This is a genomic window from Micromonospora fluostatini (genome assembly GCF_050410825.1).
GTDB classification, from domain to species: Bacteria; Actinomycetota; Actinomycetes; order Mycobacteriales; family Micromonosporaceae; genus Micromonospora; species Micromonospora rosaria.
The window spans coordinates 7,133,223-7,151,933 of the sequence record NZ_CP191251.1 but is presented as its reverse complement, the minus strand read 5'-3'; the positions used below and the strand labels follow the sequence as shown (position 1 = coordinate 7,151,933).

Below are 18,711 nucleotides of genomic sequence, written 5' to 3'. Positions count from 1 at the left end.
ACCCGCTCAGCGGCCGGTGTGGTCGCGGAACCCGCGACCGGTCTTGCGACCCAGGTAGCCGGCGGTGACCAGGTGCTCCAGCAGGGGCGCCGGGGCGAAACCCGGCTCCCGCAGCTCCCGGTACAGCTCCCGCTGGATGGCCAGCGCCACGTCCAGGCCGACCACGTCGAGCAGTTCGAACGGCCCCATCGGGTACCCGCAGCCGAGCTTCATCGCGTGGTCGATGTCGTCGGTGGTGGAGTAGTTCGTCTCCAGCATCCGCACCGCGTCGTTCAGGTACGGGAAGAGCAGCGCGTTGACGATGAACCCGGACCGGTCCGCGCAGACCACCCCGGTCTTGCCCAGCGCGGCGCAGAGCGCCCGTGCGGTGGCGACGGTCTCCCCCGAGGTACGGATGGTCCGCACCACCTCGACCAGCGCCATCGCCGGCGCGGGGTTGAAGAAGTGCAGCCCGACCACGTCCGCCGGGCGGCCGGTGGCCATCGCCAGGTCGATCACGGGCAGCGAGGAGGTGGTGGTGGCCAGCACGACGCCGGGCTTGCAGACCTCGTCGAGGCTGGCGAAGAGCGCCTTCTTCACGCTCAGCTCCTCGACCACGGCCTCGATCACCAGGTCCACGTCGGCGAGGTGGTCCAGGCTCGCCGACCAGGTGATCCGGCCCAGCGCGGCGTCCCGCTCGTCCTCGCCGAGCCGGCCCCGGACCACGCCCTTGTTCAGCGAGGTCGTGATCGCCTCGCGGAGCTGGGCGGACTTCTCCACGCCCCGGGTCACCGAGACGACCTCGTACCCGCCCCGGGCGCAGACCTCGATGATGCCGGTGGCCATCGTGCCGGAGCCGACCACGCCGATGGTGGCGACCGGCCGGGCGACCTCGACGGGGGCGTCCGGCGCCGGGGGCACGGCCCCCTCGTCCGGTACGACCACCGGGGAGCCGGGCCGCTCGTAGGTGTAGAAGCCCCGGCCGGACTTGCGGCCCAGCAGCCCCGCGGTGACCATCTGCTTGAGCAACGGCGCCGGGGCGTTCCGGCGGTCCCGCCCGCCCCGCCGGTACATGGTGTCCAGGATCTCGTACGCGGTGTCCAGGCCGATCAGGTCCATCAGTGCGAGCGGGCCCATCGGCAGCCGGCAGCCGAGCTTCATGGCGGCGTCGATGTCCTCGCGGGTGGCGTAGTTCGCCTCGTACATGCCGACCGCGTGGTTGAGGTACCCGAAGAGCAGCGAGTTCGCGATGAAGCCGGCCCGGTCGTTGATCGTCACGTCGACCTTGCCCAACCGGCCGCAGAGCGCCTCCACGTCGGCCACCACGTCGGCCGAGGTGACCACGGTGCGGATCACCTCGACCAGCTTCATCACCGGCGCGGGATTGAAGAAGTGGATGCCGACGACCTGGTTGGGCCGGCCGGTGGCGACGGAGATCTCGGTGACGCTCAGCGAGGAGGTGTTGGTGGCGAGGATCGCCTCGGGCTTGCAGACCCGGTCCAGCTCGGCGAAGAGCCGCTGCTTGAGGTCCAACCGCTCGGGGACGGCCTCGATCACCAGGTCGACGGCGTGCAGCGCGGCCAGCCCGACGGCGAAGTGCACCCGCCCGTGCAGGGCGTCCCGGTCGGCGGCGGCGAGCTTGCCCTTGGCCACCGCCCGGTCGGTGGAGCGGGTCAGGTTGGCCCGGCCCCGCTCCAGCGCGGCCTCGGTGATCTCCACCGCGACGACGTCCACGCCGTTGCGGGCGAAGACCTCGACGATGCCGGCACCCATGGTGCCCAGTCCCACCACGCCCACGCTGGCGAAGTCGCGCGCCACGACGGCCTCCCTGTCGCTCGTACCGTCGAGATTAACGGTCCCTCAGGTCTCCCGCGCGAGTCTGCCACGCCCGCAACCGGGGCCGGGAGGTCGGGCGGCCGGGAGGCGGGCGGCCCGGCGGCGGGCCGGGAGGCGGGGTGGCTAGCGGCCCTCGACCAGCTCACCGTCGAGGGGGCGGCGGGACCGGGGCACGGCGGCCGGCAGCGGCACGGTCGTCGTCCGCTTGCCGCGCGGCAGCGCGTCGATACGCAGGCCGACCGGGTCGGTCCGGGCCAGCCCGGGATCGAAGTACCGCAACTCGGTGCGGCCCGCCCGGATGACGTCCCCGTCGGCGAGGTGCTCCACGCCGCTGACCCGCCGGCCGTTGAGCCAGGTCCCGTTGGTGGAGCCGAGGTCCACCAGGGCCACCCCGCCGTCGGCCTGCCGGACCGCGGCGTGTCGCCGGCTCAGGTGCGGATCGTCGACCACCACGTCGGCGGTCGGCGCCCGGCCGATCACCAACGGGCCGATGCGGACCCGGAAGCTCGCACCGCGCATCGGTCCACTGGTCACGGTCAACAGTGGCAACAACTCCGGATAGTCCTCCATGAACGGCCGCCCCTCCCCACACCGGTCACTCTCCGCATCACCCTGCCACCCGAGCGTATCGATATCCACCACTGAGCGGTCATCTCGGCGACGCCGGCCGGCCATCTCCCGTTCGCCGCTTCGGCCGGACGCCCGGGAGGTCACGTGCCTACCGGCGGGTAATCAGCGGGTCTAGACTTCCGCCATGACGGCTGTGCATGTCCCGGGCGCTCCGAGGGTAGAGGATGGCCACCTCGTCTCGACCAACCCGGCCACCGGCGTCGAGGCGGGTCGCCTGCCGGTCGCCGGCCCCGCCGACGTCGAGCGGGCCGTGGCGACCGCCCGCGCCGCCGGGCAGTGGTGGGCCGGGCTCGGCTTCACCGGACGCCGGGAACGGCTGCTGCGCTGGCGGGGGCTGCTGGCCCGGCGGATCGAGCAGGTCGCGGACCTCGTCCACACCGAGGGCGGCAAGCCGGTCGCCGACGCGGTCGTGGAGGTCGTCAGCGCGATCGAGCACATCGACTGGGCGGCCCGCAACGCCCGCCGGGTGCTGGGCCCCCGCCGGGTACGGTCCCGGCTGATCCTCGCCGAGTTCGCCGGCCACCTGGAGTACCAGCCGTACGGGGTGGTCGGGGTGATCGGGCCGTGGAACTATCCGGTCTTCACCCCGGTCGGCTCCGCCGCGTACGCGCTGGCGGCCGGGAACGCGGTGGTGCTCAAGCCGAGCGAGTACACCCCGGTGGCCGGCCAGTGGCTGGTCGACTGCTTCGCCGAGGTGGTGCCGGAACACCCGGTCCTCACCGCCGTGCACGGGCTGGGCGACGTCGGGGCCGCGCTCTGCCGCGCCGGCATCGACAAGCTGGCCTTCACCGGCTCCCCGGCGACCGCCCGGAAGGTGATGGCGGCCTGCGCCGAGTCGCTCACCCCGGTCCTGCTGGAGGCCGGTGGGAAGGACGCGCTGATCGTCGACGCCGACGCCGACCTGGACGCGGCGGCCGAGGCGTGCGTCTGGGGCGGGCTGACCAACGCCGGCCAGACCTGCATCGGCATCGAGCGGGTGTACGTGGTCGAGCCGGTCTTCGACGCCTTCGTCGACAGGGTCGTCGAGCGGGCCGGCCGGCTGACCGTCGGGGCGGACGCCGCCGACCTCGGCCCGATCACCATGCCGTCCCAGCTCGACGTGATCCGGCGGCACATCGACGACGCGCTGGCCCGGGGCGGCCGGGCGGTGCTCGGCGGGGCGGACGCGGTGCAGCCGCCGTACGTCCGGCCGACCGTGCTGGTCGACGTACCGGAGGACGCGGCGGCCGTCCGGGAGGAGACCTTCGGCCCGACGCTGACCATCAACCGGGTCCGCGACGCCGACGAGGCGCTCGCGCGGGCCAACGCCCTGCCGTACGGCCTGGGCGGCGCGGTGTTCGGGCGGCGGCGGGCGGTCGCCATCGCCCGACGGCTGCGCTCGGGGATGGCCTCGGTGAACTCGACGCTCTCCTTCGCCGGAATGGCCACCCTGCCCTTCGGCGGCACCGGCGAGTCGGGGTTCGGCCGGATCCACGGCGAGGACGGGCTCCGCGAGTTCGGCCGGGCCAAGTCGATCACCCGCCGCCGGGCCCGTTCCCTGCTGTCCGCGATGACCTTCGACCGTTCCGACGCCGACGTGGCCCGCCTCGTCAAGGTCGCCAAAACCATGTACGGCCGCTGAGGTGTAAGGAAGGGCCCCCTCTTAACGCTTCCGGTAGAGCAGGGGCCCCTTCTTAACACTCAGGGCCCCGGGGAACGGCCCGTCGGTCAGAACAGGGTCAGCTCGTTGCGCTCGATGCCACGCAGCTTGTCGTAGTCGACCACCACACAGCGGATGCCCCGGTCGGTGGCGAGCACCCGGGCCTGCGGCTTGATCTCCTGGGCGGCGAAGACGCCGGTGACCGGGGCGAGCAGCGGGTCGCGGTTCATCAGTTCGAGGTAGCGGGTGAGCTGCTCCACACCGTCGATCTCGCCGCGCCGCTTCACCTCGACCGCGACCGCGCCCTGGTTGGCGTCCCGGCAGAGCAGGTCGACCGGCCCGATCGCGGTCATGTACTCGCGCCGGACCAGGGTGTACCCCTCGCCCAGGGTCTCCGGGTTCGCGGCGAGCAACTCCTGCAGGTGCGCCTCGACCCCGTCCTTGCGCAGCCCCGGGTCCACCCCCAGGTCGTACGAGGTGTCCTGGAAGATCTCGTCCAGGGTGATCCGCAGCTCCTCGCCGGCCTTGTTCACCACCCGCCAGACGCCGGGGGCCTCCTCCAGCCGACAGGGCGGGCTCATCCAGTTCAACGGCTTGTACGCCCGGTCGTCGGCGTGGATCGACACCGACCCGTCCGCCTTGACCATCAACAGGCGGGTGGCCAGCGGCAGGTGGGCCGAGAGCCGTCCGACATAGTCCACCGAGCACTTCGCAATGACCAACCGCACCCGAGGAGGGTAGCCCAGCCCCGGCCCGCCGCCCATCAGCGGCACTGGCGTGCCGGTGCGATCCTGAGATGGTGCTCGAAGTGCTGACCGGCTCCGGCCTCGCCGCCTCGGCGGGGCTCAACGCCTACATCCCCCTGCTCTCGATGGGGCTGCTCGCCCGGTACACCGAGGTGATCCAGCTTCCGGCCGGCTGGCAGTGGCTCGGCGACGGCTGGGTCATCGCGATCCTGGTGGCGCTGCTCGCGGTCGAACTCGTCGCCGACAAGGTGCCGGTCGTCGACCACGTGAACGACGTGGTGCAGACGGTGGTACGGCCGACGGCCGGGGGGCTCGCGTTCGGCGCCGGGGCCGGCTCCGAGACGGTGACCGTCAGCGATCCCGGGAGCTTCTTCGCGTCCAACGAGTGGGTGCCGGTGGTCGTCGGGGTGGTGCTCGCCCTCGGGGTGCACCTGCTCAAGTCCGCCGTCCGTCCGGTGATCAACGCGGCCACGGCCGGGGTGGGCGCGCCGGTGGCCAGCACCGCCGAGGACGCCACCAGCGTGCTGATGTCCCTGGTGGCGATCCTGCTGCCCGTGCTGGTCCTGGTCTTCCTGCTCGCTCTGGTGTTCGCCGCGTTCTGGCTGGTGCGCCGGCGAACGCACCGCCGCCGCGACCGCCGCGACCGCCGCACCGCCCGCACCACCGACACCGCCGGCCTGCCCGGCTGACCGACCGCCGCGCCGCCCACACCACCGACCTGCCCGGCTGACCGGACGACCGGGCGGCAGGCCCTGCCGGCCGGGATTCCGGGCCGACCGGGGGCAGCGGCGGCCCCCGGGGCGCTGCCATCATCTCCCCCGTGTCCGTGAAGAAGTCCCACCTTTCCGTCGGCGCGGTCGTCGCGCTCGTGGCCGGGATCACCCTGCTGGTCGTCGCGACGGTGCCGACCCAGGAACCCGCGCAGGCCGAGTTCGTCGCGCCGCCCACCCGCTCGGGCACCCCGGCCGACCCCGCACGGACAGGTTCGCCGCAACCCGGACCCACCGGCTCCGGCCCGGCCGCACCGGACGGGACAGTGCCGGACGGGACAGTGCCGGGCGCGACCCGTACGGGCAGCCGGCCCCCGGTGGTCGACCACGGGCCCCGCCGGGGCAACCTGGTCGCGCTCACCTTCGACGCGGACATGACCGACGCGATGCGGTACCAGCTCCGCAGCGGCGCGGTCCGGTCGTACGCCAACCTCACCATCGTCGACCTGCTGGAGCGGAAGCAGGTGCCGGCGACCTTCTTCCTCACCGGCAAGTGGGTGCGGGAGTACCCGGAGGTGACCCGCCGGCTGGCCGGCAACCCCCGCTTCGAACTGGCGAACCACACGTACGCGCACCACGCCTTCGTGCCGGACTGCTACGGACTTCCGCACCTGCCGGCGCGGGAACTGACCGCCGACGCGGCCCGTACCTTCGACGTCATCGCGCCGTACGGCGGCCGGCAGACCCGGTACTTCCGGTTTCCCGGCCTCTGCCACGACCGGGCGGCGTTGGACGCGCTGGCCCCGCTCGGGGTGACCGTGGTCGACGGTGACGTGATCAGCGGCGACCCGTTCGCGAAGGCGTGGCGGCCGATCGTGCGGGCGGTGCTGAGCAAGGTCCAGCCCGGCTCGGTGATCGTGCTGCACGTGACCGAGGCGAACGCGCCGATGACCGACGAGGCGCTGCCGCACATCCTCGCCGGGCTGGCCGAGCGGGGGCTGACCCCGGCCACCCTCTCCGAGGTGCTCGCCACCGACGCCCCCGCCTGATGACGACCGCCGCCCCGGCGGGGACGCCCGCCACCCCGGTCGGGGGACGGCGGGCCGAACGCGGCACCCCTGAACGGGTCAAAAGCCTACAGTCGGGTTTCGCAGACCGGAGGAGCCCGAGATGACCGCGTCGATCGAGATGCCCCGGGTCCAGGAGTGCGTCGTCGCCTCCTGCGCCTACAACCACACCAACGACTGCCACGCCTTCGCCATCACCATCGGCAGCGCCGACCACGCGCACTGTCACACCTTCGTCGAGATGCCGGTCCGGGGCGGGACCGAGACGCTGGTCGCCCAGGTCGGCGCGTGCCAGCGGGCGGACTGCGTCCACAACTCGAACCTGGAGTGCCACGCGCCGACGATCCGGGTCGGCCCGGACAACGACCGCGCCGACTGCATGACGTACCGCAGCCGCTGACCACCCGTCCGCCCCGGCTCCCCCGGGCTGAGGTGTGAGGAAGGGGCCCCTCTACACCGTTGGGCGTTAACAGGGGGCCCTTCCTTTCACCCGGGCCGGGTGACGGGCGGCACCCCGGGGCCCGTCGGGCGGGATCCAGGACGCACACTTGACCGCATGGACGACGAGCTGGCGATCTCCGTACGTGGGCTGCGCAAGGCGTACGGCGACACCGTCGCGGTGGCCGGCGTGGACCTCGCGGTCCGGCGCGGCGAGGTGTTCGCCCTGCTCGGCCCGAACGGCGCGGGCAAGACCACCACGGTGGAGATCCTGGAGGGGTACCGGCAGCGTGACGCCGGTGAGGTGACGGTGCTCGGCGCCGACCCGGCCCGACCCGGCCCGGACTGGCGCTCCCGGGTCGGCATCGTGCTCCAGGGCACCGGCGAGTTCGACGAGCTGACCGTCGGCGAGGTGGTCCGCCACTTCGCCGGGTTCTACGCCGACGCCGACGACCCGGACAAGGTCGTCGAACGGGTGGGGCTGGGCGCGAAGAAGCGGGCCCGGACGCACACCCTCTCCGGCGGGCAGAAGCGCCGCCTGGACGTGGCGTTGGGCATCATCGGTCGCCCCGACCTGCTCTTCCTCGACGAGCCCACCACCGGTTTCGACCCGGAGGCACGGCGGGAGTTCTGGGAGCTGATCCGGGACCTGGCCGCCGCCGGTACCACCATCCTGCTCACCACCCACTACCTGGACGAGGCCGAGTCCCTGGCCGACCGGGTCGGGGTGATCGCCGCCGGCCGGGTGATCGAGGTGGCCCCGCCGAATGAACTGGGCAACCGGCACCAGGCACGGGCCACCGTCTCCTGGCGTACCCCGGACGGGTCGGCGCAGAGCACGGAGACCGCGACGCCGACGGCGCTGGTCGCCGAACTGGCCGCGCGCTTCGGCGGCGAGGTGCCCGGCCTGACCGTCACCCGGCCCACCCTGGAGGACATCTACCTGCGGATGATCGGACACGCATGACCGCCACCACGAAGCCGGCCGCCCCGGTCGCCGCCCCCCGCGCACGGCCGCTCAGCCCGGCCACGCTGGCGGTGCGGCAGGGCCGGCTGGAGATCAGCCAGTTCCTGCGCAGCCGGGAGTCCGTCGTCTTCACGATGGGCTTCCCGATCATCATGATCCTGATCTTCGCGTCGATCTTCAGCGACCAGATCGCGCCCGGGGTCAGCTACACCCAGTACTTCATCACCGGCATGATCGCGACCGGCCTGATGACGGTGAGCTTCCAGAACCTCGGCATCTGGATCCCGATCGAGCGGGACCGGGGCGTGCTCAAGCGCTACCGGGGCACCCCGATGCCGAAGTGGGTGTACTTCGCCGGCAAGGTGATCATGGTGGTGGCGATCGGGGTGGCGGAGACCGCGCTGCTGCTCGCCTTCTCGGTCGCCCTGTTCGACCTGACGCTGCCGGCCACCGCCGCCAAGTGGCTGACCTTCGGCTGGGTCTCGGTCCTCGGGGTCACCGCCTGCACCCTGCTCGGCATCGCCATCTCGTCGCTGGCCCGGACCGCCCGCAGCGGCTCGGCCGTGGTCACCCCGGTCGCCCTGGTGCTCCAGTTCATCTCCGGGGTCTTCTTCGTCTTCACCAACCTGCCGGACTGGATGCAGCAGGTCGCCGCCCTCTTCCCGCTCAAGTGGATGTGCCAGGGCCTGCGCTCGGTCTTCCTGCCGGACAGCTTCGGCGCGCAGGAGCCGGGCGGCTCGTTCGAGCTGGGCCGGGTCGCCCTCGTGCTGGCCGCCTGGTGCGTGATCGGCCTGGTCCTCTGCCTCACCACCTTCCGCTGGACCAGCAAGCGCGACGGCTGAGGTGTAAGGAAGGGCCCCCTGTTAACGCTTTCGGTAGAGGAGGGGCCCCTTCTTAACAGCCGGGTGTTAAGAAGGGGCCCCTCCTTACACCCCGGTCAGTACGTGTAGAAGCCCTTGCCGGTCTTGCGGCCGAGGTCGCCGGCGGCGGCCATCCGCTGGAGCAGCTCCGGCGGGAAGAACTTCTCGTCGGCGGTGTCGGCGTAGATGTTCTTCGAGGCGTGCAGCAGCACGTCCACGCCGGTCAGGTCGGTGGTGGCCAGCGGGCCCATGGCGTGCCCGAAGCCGAGCCGGCAGGCGGTGTCCAGGTCCTCCGCCGACACCACGCCGGACTCGACCAGCTTCACCGCCTCCACCACCAGCGCCGAGATCAGCCGGGTGGTGACGAACCCGGCGATGTCCCGGTTCACCACCACGACCGTCTTGCCGATCTCCTCGGCGAAGGCCCGTACCGTGGCCAGCGTGGCGTCGCTGGTCTTGTACCCCCGGACCAGCTCGCAGAGCTTCATCATCGGCACCGGGGAGAAGAAGTGCGTGCCGACGACCGCCTCCGGCCGCTCGGTGACCGCCGCGATCTGGGTGACCGGGATGGCCGAGGTGTTGGTGGCCAGCACCGCGTCGGCCCTGCAGAGCTTGTCCAGCGCCCGGAAGACCTCGTGCTTGATCTCCAGCCGTTCGAAGACCGCCTCGACGACGATGTCCGCGTCGGCGACCGCCTCCAGCTCCGTGGTCGGGGTGATCCGGCCCAGCGTCGCGTCGACCTCGGAGGCGTCGATCTTGCCCTTCTCGGCGAACTTCTCCAGCGACTTCCGGATGCCGGCCAGGCCACGCCCGGTGGCCGCGTCGTCCAGGTCGCGCAGTGTCACCTGCCAGCCCGCCTGCGCCGCCACCTGGGCGATACCCGAGCCCATCAGCCCGGCACCGACGACCGCGAGTCGACCCGCCATCTGCTTCTCCCTCGCCTGATACGGATGTCTGTCAGCACCCTAGTCGGCGAGCTGAACGACCGCTAAGCCCGCACTCCCGCACGTCGGGCGGGGCGGGCGGTCGCGGTCAGATCTCCAGCGCGGGTTCCTCGGTGGTCCGGCCCCGCTCCACCTCCACGCCGAGCGCCCGCAGGTCGGCCACGAAGTCCGGGTACCCCCGGTCGACGTGGTGCACGTGGGAGACCTCGGTGACCCCGTCGGCGCAGAGCCCCGCGATGATCAGGCCGGCCCCGGCCCGGATGTCGGTGGCCCGTACCGGCGCGCCGGAGAGCCGTTCCCGGCCGCGTACCACGGCGTGGTGCCCGTCGGTCTTGATGTCGGCGCCGAGCCGCATCATCTCGTTGGCGAACATGAACCGCCCGTCGAAGATGTTCTCGGTGATCAGCGACGCGCCGTCGCTCACCGCGGCCAGCCCGATCGCCATCGGCAGCAGGTCGGTGGCGAACCCGGGGTACGGCAGGGTGACCACGTCCACCGCGGTGGGACGCTCGTCCACCCGTACCCGGAAGGCGTCCGGGCGGGTCTCCACCAGCGCGCCACCGGTGACCAGCTTGTCCAACGCGACCTCCAGGAAGGCCGGGTCCGCACCGGTGACGGTGACGTCCCCCCGGGTCATCGCGGCGCCGAAGGCCCACGTGCCGGCGACGATCCGGTCCCCCACCGTGGCGTGCCGCACCGGCGTCAACGCGGGTACGCCCTCGATGTGCAGGGTCGAGGTGCCCTCCCCGGAGATCCGGGCGCCCATCCGGATCAGCATCGAGCAGATGTCCACGATCTCCGGCTCCCGCGCGGCGTTGTCGATGACCGTCTCGCCCCGGGCCAGCACCGCCGCCATCACCAGGTTCTCGGTGGCCCCGACGCTCGGGAAGTCCAGCATGATCTCCGCGCCGTGCAGCCCGGCCGGGGCGGCGGCGATGACGAAACCGTGCTCGCCGGAGATCTCCGCGCCCATCCGGGTCAGCCCGGCGATGTGCATGTCCAGGCCCCGGGAGCCGATCGCGTCCCCGCCGGGGTGGGCCACCCGGACGTGGCCGCGCCGGGCCAGCAGCGGGCCGAGCACGCAGATCGACGCGCGCAGCCGGCGTACCAGGTCGTAGTCGGCCTCCACGCCCGGTTCCTCGGGCACGTCGATGACGACCGAGCGGGACCGGGCCACCCCGCCGCCGGCCACCATCGGGTCGACCGGATCGTCGGTGTCGAAGCGGACGTCACAGCCGAGCCGACGCAGCACCTCACCCATGATCGCGATGTCGGTGATCCGGGGAACGTTGGTGATCATGCTCTGCCCGGGGGCCAGCAGCGCGGCGGCCATCAGCTTCAGCGCCGAGTTCTTCGCGCCGACGACGTGCACCGTACCGGCGAGCCGGGCACCCCCCTCGACCCGGATCACATCGACGGCGTTGACCGCCGGGTCGCCGGCGTCGCCGGGTCCCACCCCGGTCGGCTGGCCGGCGGCCGATTCGGGTCGGGTCGGGATCGACAGGTCGGGAATCCGTAGGCTGTGCGACATGGCCGTCCACCTCACGCGCATCTACACCAGGGCCGGCGACGCCGGCACGACCAGATTGAGCAACAACGAGCAGGTCACGAAGACCGATCCGCGCCTCGTCGCGTACGCGGACGTCGACGAGTGCAACGCCGCGATCGGCGTGGCGCTCGCCCTCGGGCAGCTCGACGAGGAGCTGCGGGCGGTGCTCGGGTCGATCCAGAACGACCTGTTCGACGTCGGCGCCGACCTCTCCACCCCGGTCGAGCCCGACCCGAAGTACCCCCCGCTGCGGGTCACCGAGGCGTACGTGGAGCGTCTGGAAGGCTGGTGCGACGAGTACAACGCACGCCTGAGCAAGCTCGACTCCTTCATCCTCCCCGGCGGCACCGCGGGCGCGGCGCTGCTGCACGTGGCACGGACGATCGCCCGACGCGCCGAGCGGGCGGCCTGGGCCCTGGTCGCGCACGATCCGGACCGGACCGCCACCCTCCCGGCAAAGTATCTCAACCGGCTGTCGGATCTGCTCTTTATCCTGGCAAGAACGGCAAATCCGGCGGGCGACGTGCTATGGGTACCCGGCGGCAAGCGCTGACCGCCGCCGGCTGACCTCTGCGGCCGTCCGGAGCCGGGGTCGAGATGGCGGGCCGGCCGCCAGAGCCGGCGCGGACGGAGGTGACCACCGCGCGCCTGTCGACCTGCCCCGCCGATGCGCCCAGACGACGACCGCCTGGCGGGCGAGCCGCCCGGCGGACCAGCGGCCGGCCGGGCCCGCCAGCCGGCCAGGCCCACAGCCAGTCGAGCCCACAGCCAACCAGGCCTCCGGCCGGTCAGGCCCACAGCCGGTCAGGGCCACAGCCGGCCAGGCCCACAGCCGGTCGGGGCCAGAGCCGGTCGAGCAGGAGGAGAGCCTTGCTCAGGGGTGGGCGGGGCGGCTGTGCGGAGGGGGTGGCAGACCGGTGCGGAGGCCCCGGCGGTGCCCCGTTCGCGCGGGCAGCTCGACAGGCTGGCCGGCCGACGTCCCGCCCGCTGCCGCCGGAACCGGTCGGGCACGGCGCCGGTCGGGCACGGGGCGGGCTGCGGGCCAGCGGGAGGCGGAGACAGTCGCCGCCCGGTCAGGCGGCGGGCCAGTTCTCGGAGGCGAAACGGGACGAGACCGGCCCCGGGGGGACGGCCTCGAGCCAGGAGAGGAATCCGGTCACCGTGGAACTCGCCATGGCGATCTCGACCGGGGCATGCCGACTGGCACATCGCAGGATCACCCAGTCGGCGGGCATGGAGAGCCGTTCCTGACCCTCCGGGAGCCGCCGCCGCTCCACGACCAGTTCCTTGCGGGAGAGCACCCGCTTGGGCCGGAGGGCGAAGCTGAACATCCGGTACCAGCGGAGCTCGTCGCCGACGAAGCGGCCGAAACCGGGTGACCAGCCCCGGCCGTCGAGCATGGTGGAGACCCGGACGCTGAGCCGGATGATGCCACCGCTACGGGTGACCAGCGCCCGCCGGATGAAGAGGATCAGGACCGCGCCGACCAGCACGGCGACGCCGATGCCGATCCCCTCCACGATCTCCATCGGCGGCGCGGCTCAGCGGCTCTGCGGGGCGGAAGCCGGAGTGGCGCTCTCCGCCAGCACGGTGACCCCGTCCGGGGCGACCGAGAGGAAGCCACCGGCCACCTCGTACGTGATCTGCTTGCCGCCGGCCAGCTTGATGCGCACCTGGCCGGGCTCGGCGAGCTGGCCGAGCAGGGGGGCGTGCCCCGGCAGCACGCCGAGCTCACCCTCGGTCGTCCGGGCCATGACCATCTCGGCCTCGCCGGACCAGACCTTCTCCTCGACGGCGACGAGCTCGACGTGAAGCTGCTTTGCCACGCTGTCTCCTTGCTGCGGCGACGGATTGCCGAAAGTCTAGTCGCGCCACCGGCGGGCTCCCAACGCGGGTGGTGAGAGCCACGCCGGGGATCACTGTTCCTTGTTGCGGAAGTCGGGGTGTTCGAGCAGGAACGCGTCGACCGTCCCGCTCTGCAACGACCGGAAGAAGTCCTGTGCCTCCGGCACCAGTCGTTCCCCCTGGTACGCGCTGCCGGTGCCGATGTTCTCCCCGGGCAGCTTGACCATGGTGATCGAGTCGGGGCGGATGTCCTTCAGCGCGAAGCCGAAGTCCGCGATGGTGTTCCCCCGGCCACTGAAGATCAGCGACTCACCGGCGGCGCGGAGCACCCGGTCCAGCTTGATCGGGTTGGTCACCACGTCGGAGCTGAGCGCCTGGTTGGCCATCGCCTTGACGAACTGCTGCTGGTGCCGCTGGCGGCCGTAGTCGCCGTCCGGCACACCGTTCTTCGGGTACCGCTGCCGGACGTAGTCCAGCGCCTGCCAGCCCTCCAGGTGCTGCTCGCCCTTCGGGTAGACCGCCTGCGGGCCGACGTAGCCCGAACCGTTCGGGTTGCCCTTGCGGTGCGTGCCGTCCGGCTCCCGGTGCTCGGAGCGCACCTCTCGCTCGATGTTCATCGTGACGCCGCCCATCGCGTCCACGATCTTCCGGAAGCCGGTGAAGTTGATGATCGCGCCCGCGTCGAAGCGCTCGATCCCGGTGATCTGCTGCACGGTCATGGCGAGCAGTTCGAAGCCGCGCGCCGGGTCGGGGTTCCCGCCGGGGACGATGCTGCCGTGCGACATCGCGCCGTTGAGCTTGCCCCGCCCACCGTTCCAGTTGGCCTTCTCGAACGGCGGGATCTCCACGTACAGGTCCCGGGGCATGGAGAAGAGGTAGGCCCGGTCCATCTCGGCCGGCACGTGCAACACCATGATCGAGTCCGACAGGGGTGGCGTCTTGTCGTCGCGCGGGTCGATGCCGACCAGCAGGATGTTCACCGGCCCCTTGATGTCGACCTTGCGCTCCGCCGCCCCGGCCGCCTGGTCACCGAAGAGGTCACCCTTGCCGACGGCACCCTCGTAGCGCGCCATCAGCGCCTCCGCGCCGACCAGCGTGGTGCCGCTGAGCATCATCAGGACGACGCCGAAGACCGTGCACAGCCGCGCCCACCGGGGCACCCCCGCCCACATCGAGCGTTTGCCACCGCGCTTGCCGCCCTTACCCACGAGCATCTCCTTCGTCACGCCCACGGGGAGGGGAGGGGCGTACGCAGCCGATTCGTTGCACGGATCAACGCCCGTCCACCGACGGGCGCTGCGGATCGACGGTACCTCGCGAAACGGGAAACGTCCCGTCAAGGAACCGGACCGGGGGATCATAGGCCCCCAAGATGAACGAGGACCGCCCCGGTGCAACCGGGGCGGTCCTTCGTCGATGGTGACGCTGCTGCGGTCGGTACGGCCCTCAGGTCAGCCCTTCATCAGCTCCGCGGCCTTGGCCTCCAGGTCCTCCAGGCCACCGCACATGAAGAAGGCCTGCTCGGGGAAGTGGTCGTACTCGCCCTCGCTGATCTTCTTGAACGCCTCGATGGTCTCGCTGATCGGGACCGTCGAGCCCGGCTGGCCGGTGAACTGCTCGGCCGCGTAGGTGTTCTGCGACAGGAAGCGCTCGATCCGCCGGGCCCGGCCGACGACGATCTTGTCTTCCTCGGAGAGCTCCTCGATACCGAGGATGGCGATGATGTCCTGCAGGTCCTTGTACTTCTGCAGGATCCGCTTCACCTCGGTGGCGACCGCGAAGTGCTCGGCGCCGACGAACTCCGGGGCGAGGATCCGCGACGAGGACGCCAGCGGGTCCACCGCCGGGTAGATGCCCTTGTCGGAGATCGACCGCTCCAGGTTGGTGGTCGCGTCCAGGTGGGCGAAGGTGGTCGCCGGGGCCGGGTCGGTGTAGTCGTCCGCCGGCACGTAGATCGCCTGGAGCGAGGTGATGGCCTGGCCCCGGACGGAGGTGATCCGCTCCTGGAGCTCGCCCATCTCGTCGGCCAGGGTGGGCTGGTACCCCACCGCGCTCGGCATCCGGCCCAGCAGGGTGGAGACCTCCGAGCCCGCCTGGGTGAAGCGGAAGATGTTGTCGATGAAGAGCAGCACCTCCTGCTTCTTCACGTCGCGGAAGTACTCCGCCATGGTGAGCGCGGAGAGCGCGACCCGCAGCCGGGTGCCCGGCGGCTCGTCCATCTGGCCGTAGACCAGCGCGGTCTTGTCGATGACGCCGGACTCGGTCATCTCGGCGATCAGGTCGTTGCCCTCGCGGGTGCGCTCACCCACGCCGGCGAAGACCGAGGTACCGCCGAAGTTCCGGGCCACCCGGGTGATCATCTCCTGGATGAGCACCGTCTTGCCCACGCCGGCACCACCGAACAGACCGATCTTGCCGCCCTTGACGTACGGGGCGAGCAGGTCGATGACCTTGATGCCGGTCTCCAGCATCTCGGTCTTCGGCTCCAGGTCCGCGAAGGCCGGGGCCTTGCGGTGGATGCCCCAGTGGTCGTCCGGGCTGAGCGTCTCGCCCTCGGTGAGGTTGAGGCACTCGCCGATCGCGTTGAACACGTGGCCCTTGACCGTGTCGCCCACCGGCACCCGGATCGGGGCGCCGGTGTCCCGGACCTCGGCACCCCGGACCAGGCCGTCGGTCGGCTGCATCGAGATGGCGCGGACCAGGTTGTCACCCAGGTGCTGGGCGACCTCCAGGGTCAGCGTCTTCTCGCCGCCGGAGAGGGTCACGTCCACGTGCAGGGCGTTGAACAGGTCCGGCATGGCGTCGCGCGGGAACTCGGCGTCGACGACCGGGCCGATGACCCGGACCACCCGACCGGTGGCCGTGTTGGTCGGGGCTGGTCCCCCAGCCACTGCGGAAACAGTCATCACACTTCACTTCCCGACGCGGCCAGCGCGTTCGCGCCGCCGACGATCTCACTGATCTCCTGGGTGATCCCGGCCTGGCGGGCCGAGTTCATCTCACGCGTGTACTTCTCGATCATCTCTTCGGCGTTGTCGGTGGCGCTCTTCATCGCCCGCCGCCGGGCCGCCGACTCGCTCGCCGCCGACTCCAGCAACGCCGCGTAGATCCGCGTGTTGATGTACTTCGGCAGCAACGCGTCCAGCAGCTCCTCGGCGTCCGGCTCGAAGTCGTAGTCGGGGAGCTGCCCCGGCTTCGCCTCCGACCGGGGCCGGCTCTCGACCTGCATCGGACCGAGGATCCGGGTCACCGGGTTCTGGGTCATCAGCGAGTGGAACTCGGTGTAGACGATGTGCAACTCGTCCACCCCGCGCACCCCGTCCGGCCCGGGACCGCTGTCCGCGTCGTCCGCACCGGCGGTGAACGCCTTGATCAGCGTCTCCCCCACGGTCCGGGCGTCGGCAAAGGTCGGCTGCTCGGAGAAGCCGGTCCAGTTCGCCTCGATCGGCCGGTCCCGGAACCGGAAGAACCCGACACCCTTACGCCCGATGACGTAGAGCGCCGGCTCCTTGCCCTCGTCCCGGAGCCGGGCCATCAGCGACTCGGCGGTCTTGATCGCGTTGGAGCTGTAGCCACCGGCCAGTCCCCGGTCGGCGGTGACCAGCAGGACGCCGGCCCGCCGCACCTGCGGACGGGGGGTGAGCAGCGGGTGGTCGAGCTGCGCGTTGGACGCCAGCGCGGAGAGCACGCCGGTGATGGCCCGGGAGTACGGCAGGGACGCCTCCACCCGCGCCTGGGCCTTGGCGATGCGGCTCGTCGCCACGAGCTCCATCGCCTTGGTGATCTTCTTCATCCCCTTCGCCGAACGGATCCGTTGACGAAGAACGCGTACCTGCGCGGCCATCTCCCGGCCCTACTGCTTCTGCGCCGGGGCGCCACCGCTGTACCGGGTGACCGTCTCGCGGTCCTGCTCACCCTCCAGCGGCTCGGCCGGCACCTCGTTGATCCGGCGCTCGTCCTCCTTGCCGAGGAAGAGCTGCTTGAACTCGCCGATCGCGGTGTCCAGCGAGGCGATCACATCGTCGCCCCACTTGTGGTCGGCCAGGGTCGCCAGCACACCCTCGTGCTTGTGCCGCAGGTACTGGAGGAACTCCGACTCGAAGCGGCGGACCTCGCCGACCGGGATGTCGTCCAGCTTGCCCTCGGTGCCGGCCCAGACGGAGACGACCTGCTCCTGCACGGGGTACGGCGAGTAGTTCGGCTGCTTGAGCAGCTCGACCAGGCGGGCACCCCGCTCCAGCTGGGCGCGGGAGGCCTTGTCCAGGTCCGAGGCGAAGGCGGCGAACGCCTCCAGCTCCCGGTACTGGGCCAGGTTCAGCCGCAGCGAGCCGGCGACCTTCTTCATCGGCTTGACCTGCGCGGCGCCACCGACCCGGGAGACCGAGGTACCGACGTTGATCGCCGGCCGGACGCCCTGGTTGAACAGGTCGGTCTCCAGGAAGATCTGGCCGTCGGTGATCGAGATGACGTTGGTCGGGATGAAGGCCGAGATGTCGTTGGCCTTCGTCTCGATGATCGGCAGACCGGTCATCGAGCCGCCGCCCAGCTCGTCGGAGAGCTTCGCGCAGCGCTCCAGCAGCCGGGAGTGCAGGTAGAAGACGTCACCCGGGTACGCCTCACGGCCCGGCGGGCGGCGCAGCAGCAGCGACACGGCCCGGTACGCCTCGGCCTGCTTGCTCAGGTCGTCGAAGACGATCAGGACGTGCTTGCCGCCGTACATCCAGTGCTGCCCGATGGAGGAGCCGGTGTACGGGGCCAGGTACTTGAAGCCGGCCGGGTCCGACGCCGGGGAGGCGACGATGGTGGTGTACTCCATCGCCCCCGCCTCCTCCAGGATGCCCTTGATCGAGGCGATCGTGGAGGCCTTCTGGCCGATGGCGACGTAGATGCAGCGGACCTGCTTGGTCGGGTCCCCGGAGGCCCAGTTCTCCCGCTGGTTGAGGATGGTGTCCAGGGCGACCGTGGTCTTGCCGGTCTTCCGGTCACCGATGATGAGCTGCCGCTGGCCCCGACCGATCGGGGTCATCGCGTCGATCGCCTTGATACCGGTCTGGAGGGGCTCCTCGACCGACTTGCGGGACATCACGTTCGGAGCCTGCAGCTCCAGCTCGCGGTACCCCTCGTTGGCGATCTCACCGAGGCCGTCGATCGGCTGGCCGAGCGCGTCGACCACGCGGCCGAGGAAGCCGTCGCCGACCGGCACCGAGAGCACCCGGCCGGTGCGCTTGACGCGCTGTCCCTCCTCGATACCGGCGTAGTCGCCGAGGACGACGACACCGATCTCCCGGACGTCGAGGTTCAGCGCCAGACCGAGGGTGCCGTCCTCGAACTCCAGCAGCTCGTTGGTCATGGTCGAGGGCAGCCCCTCGACGTGGGCGATACCGTCACCGGTGTCGGCGACGGTGCCGACCTCCTCACGGGAGACGTCGGGCGAGTAGGCGGAGACGTAGCGCTCCAGGGCGCCACGGATCTCCTCCGTCGAGATGGTCAGCTCGGCCATC

18 protein-coding genes are annotated in these 18,711 nt (G+C 71.4%); 7 read left to right on the top strand and 11 right to left on the bottom strand.

Translation table 11 applies throughout. The annotated features are described in order from the left end of the window. Window positions 1–6 precede the first annotated feature (6 nt). Together ACQUFX_RS31965 and ACQUFX_RS31960 are read right to left on the bottom strand one after the other, a co-directional pair. Window positions 7–1,797 carry a 3-hydroxyacyl-CoA dehydrogenase family protein gene (locus ACQUFX_RS31965; protein WP_428963846.1) on the bottom strand — a complete coding sequence of 597 codons (1,791 nt, stop codon included), beginning with the start codon at window positions 1,795–1,797 and terminating at the stop codon, window positions 7–9. A 141-nt stretch (window positions 1,798–1,938) separates the two neighbouring features. Then, entirely contained in the window at window positions 1,939–2,385 is a 447-nt protein-coding gene (locus ACQUFX_RS31960) for an FHA domain-containing protein (protein WP_067362369.1), read from the bottom strand. A gap of 184 nt (window positions 2,386–2,569) precedes the next feature. On the opposite strand from ACQUFX_RS31960, the gene ACQUFX_RS31955 reads away from it, so the two are divergent. After that, window positions 2,570–4,066: an aldehyde dehydrogenase family protein gene (locus ACQUFX_RS31955; RefSeq protein ID WP_428963845.1), complete on the top strand. Its 1,497-nt coding sequence runs from the start codon at window positions 2,570–2,572 to the stop codon at window positions 4,064–4,066. An 86-nt stretch (window positions 4,067–4,152) separates the two neighbouring features. Here ACQUFX_RS31955 and nucS read toward each other — a convergent pair whose 3' ends face one another. Beyond that, the gene (gene nucS / locus ACQUFX_RS31950; RefSeq protein ID WP_428963844.1) at window positions 4,153–4,812 is read right to left on the bottom strand and encodes an endonuclease NucS; all 660 of its coding nucleotides are present in this window, start codon (window positions 4,810–4,812) and stop codon (window positions 4,153–4,155) included. 71 nt (window positions 4,813–4,883) lie between these two features. On the opposite strand from nucS, the gene ACQUFX_RS31945 reads away from it, so the two are divergent. The 5 genes from ACQUFX_RS31945 (at window position 4,884) to ACQUFX_RS31925 (ending at window position 8,854) form a co-directional block, all read left to right on the top strand. Further along, on the top strand, window positions 4,884–5,519 hold the full coding sequence (locus ACQUFX_RS31945; protein WP_428967142.1) for a DUF4126 domain-containing protein: 636 nt from the start codon (window positions 4,884–4,886) through the stop codon (window positions 5,517–5,519). A gap of 131 nt (window positions 5,520–5,650) precedes the next feature. Further along, window positions 5,651–6,589 (top strand): polysaccharide deacetylase family protein, encoded by a 939-nt coding sequence (locus tag ACQUFX_RS31940; protein WP_428963843.1) that lies wholly within the window; start codon window positions 5,651–5,653, stop codon window positions 6,587–6,589. Window positions 6,590–6,710: 121 nt separating this feature from the next. Next, window positions 6,711–7,007, top strand: a complete 297-nt coding sequence (locus ACQUFX_RS31935; protein ID WP_067362363.1) for a DUF1540 domain-containing protein — start codon at window positions 6,711–6,713, stop codon at window positions 7,005–7,007. A 156-nt stretch (window positions 7,008–7,163) separates the two neighbouring features. Next, entirely contained in the window at window positions 7,164–8,012 is an 849-nt protein-coding gene (locus ACQUFX_RS31930; RefSeq protein ID WP_428963842.1) for an ABC transporter ATP-binding protein, read from the top strand. Continuing rightward, a complete protein-coding gene (locus tag ACQUFX_RS31925) occupies window positions 8,009–8,854 on the top strand; it encodes an ABC transporter permease (protein ID WP_428963841.1) in 846 nt (281 codons plus the stop codon). Before ACQUFX_RS31930 ends, ACQUFX_RS31925 begins: the two co-directional genes overlap by 4 nt. Before the next feature lie 95 nt (window positions 8,855–8,949). On the opposite strand, the gene ACQUFX_RS31920 is transcribed toward ACQUFX_RS31925, so the two are convergent. Then, complete coding sequence (locus tag ACQUFX_RS31920) at window positions 8,950–9,798, bottom strand: 3-hydroxyacyl-CoA dehydrogenase family protein (protein WP_428963840.1); 849 nt, start codon at window positions 9,796–9,798, stop codon at window positions 8,950–8,952. A gap of 106 nt (window positions 9,799–9,904) precedes the next feature. Next, window positions 9,905–11,347, bottom strand: coding sequence for a UDP-N-acetylglucosamine 1-carboxyvinyltransferase (gene murA, locus ACQUFX_RS31915; protein ID WP_428963839.1), 1,443 nt, complete (start codon window positions 11,345–11,347; stop codon window positions 9,905–9,907). On the opposite strand from murA, the gene ACQUFX_RS31910 reads away from it, so the two are divergent. Beyond that, on the top strand, window positions 11,346–11,918 hold the full coding sequence (locus ACQUFX_RS31910; protein WP_428963838.1) for a cob(I)yrinic acid a,c-diamide adenosyltransferase: 573 nt from the start codon (window positions 11,346–11,348) through the stop codon (window positions 11,916–11,918). The two genes, murA and ACQUFX_RS31910, sit on opposite strands and share 2 nt — an antisense overlap. 520 nt (window positions 11,919–12,438) lie before the next feature. Here the strand turns inward: ACQUFX_RS31910 and ACQUFX_RS31905 are convergent. The 6 genes from ACQUFX_RS31905 to atpA form a co-directional block, all read right to left on the bottom strand. Further along, on the bottom strand, window positions 12,439–12,894 hold the full coding sequence (locus ACQUFX_RS31905) for a DUF2550 domain-containing protein (protein WP_067362346.1): 456 nt from the start codon (window positions 12,892–12,894) through the stop codon (window positions 12,439–12,441). Window positions 12,895–12,906: 12 nt separating this feature from the next. After that, window positions 12,907–13,191, bottom strand: a complete 285-nt coding sequence (locus ACQUFX_RS31900) for a F0F1 ATP synthase subunit epsilon (protein WP_428963837.1) — start codon at window positions 13,189–13,191, stop codon at window positions 12,907–12,909. Between the two features lie 90 nt (window positions 13,192–13,281). Then, window positions 13,282–14,424: an LCP family protein gene (locus ACQUFX_RS31895; protein ID WP_428967141.1), complete on the bottom strand. Its 1,143-nt coding sequence runs from the start codon at window positions 14,422–14,424 to the stop codon at window positions 13,282–13,284. Between the two features lie 237 nt (window positions 14,425–14,661). Continuing rightward, window positions 14,662–16,116, bottom strand: a complete 1,455-nt coding sequence (gene atpD / locus ACQUFX_RS31890; protein WP_428963836.1) for a F0F1 ATP synthase subunit beta — start codon at window positions 16,114–16,116, stop codon at window positions 14,662–14,664. Then, window positions 16,116–17,054, bottom strand: a complete 939-nt coding sequence (locus tag ACQUFX_RS31885) for a F0F1 ATP synthase subunit gamma (protein WP_428963835.1) — start codon at window positions 17,052–17,054, stop codon at window positions 16,116–16,118. The genes atpD and ACQUFX_RS31885 overlap by 1 nt, the downstream gene beginning before the upstream one ends. Window positions 17,055–17,063: 9 nt before the next feature. Next, on the bottom strand, window positions 17,064–18,710 hold the full coding sequence (gene atpA / locus ACQUFX_RS31880) for a F0F1 ATP synthase subunit alpha (protein WP_428963834.1): 1,647 nt from the start codon (window positions 18,708–18,710) through the stop codon (window positions 17,064–17,066). Window position 18,711: the final 1 nt, after the last annotated feature.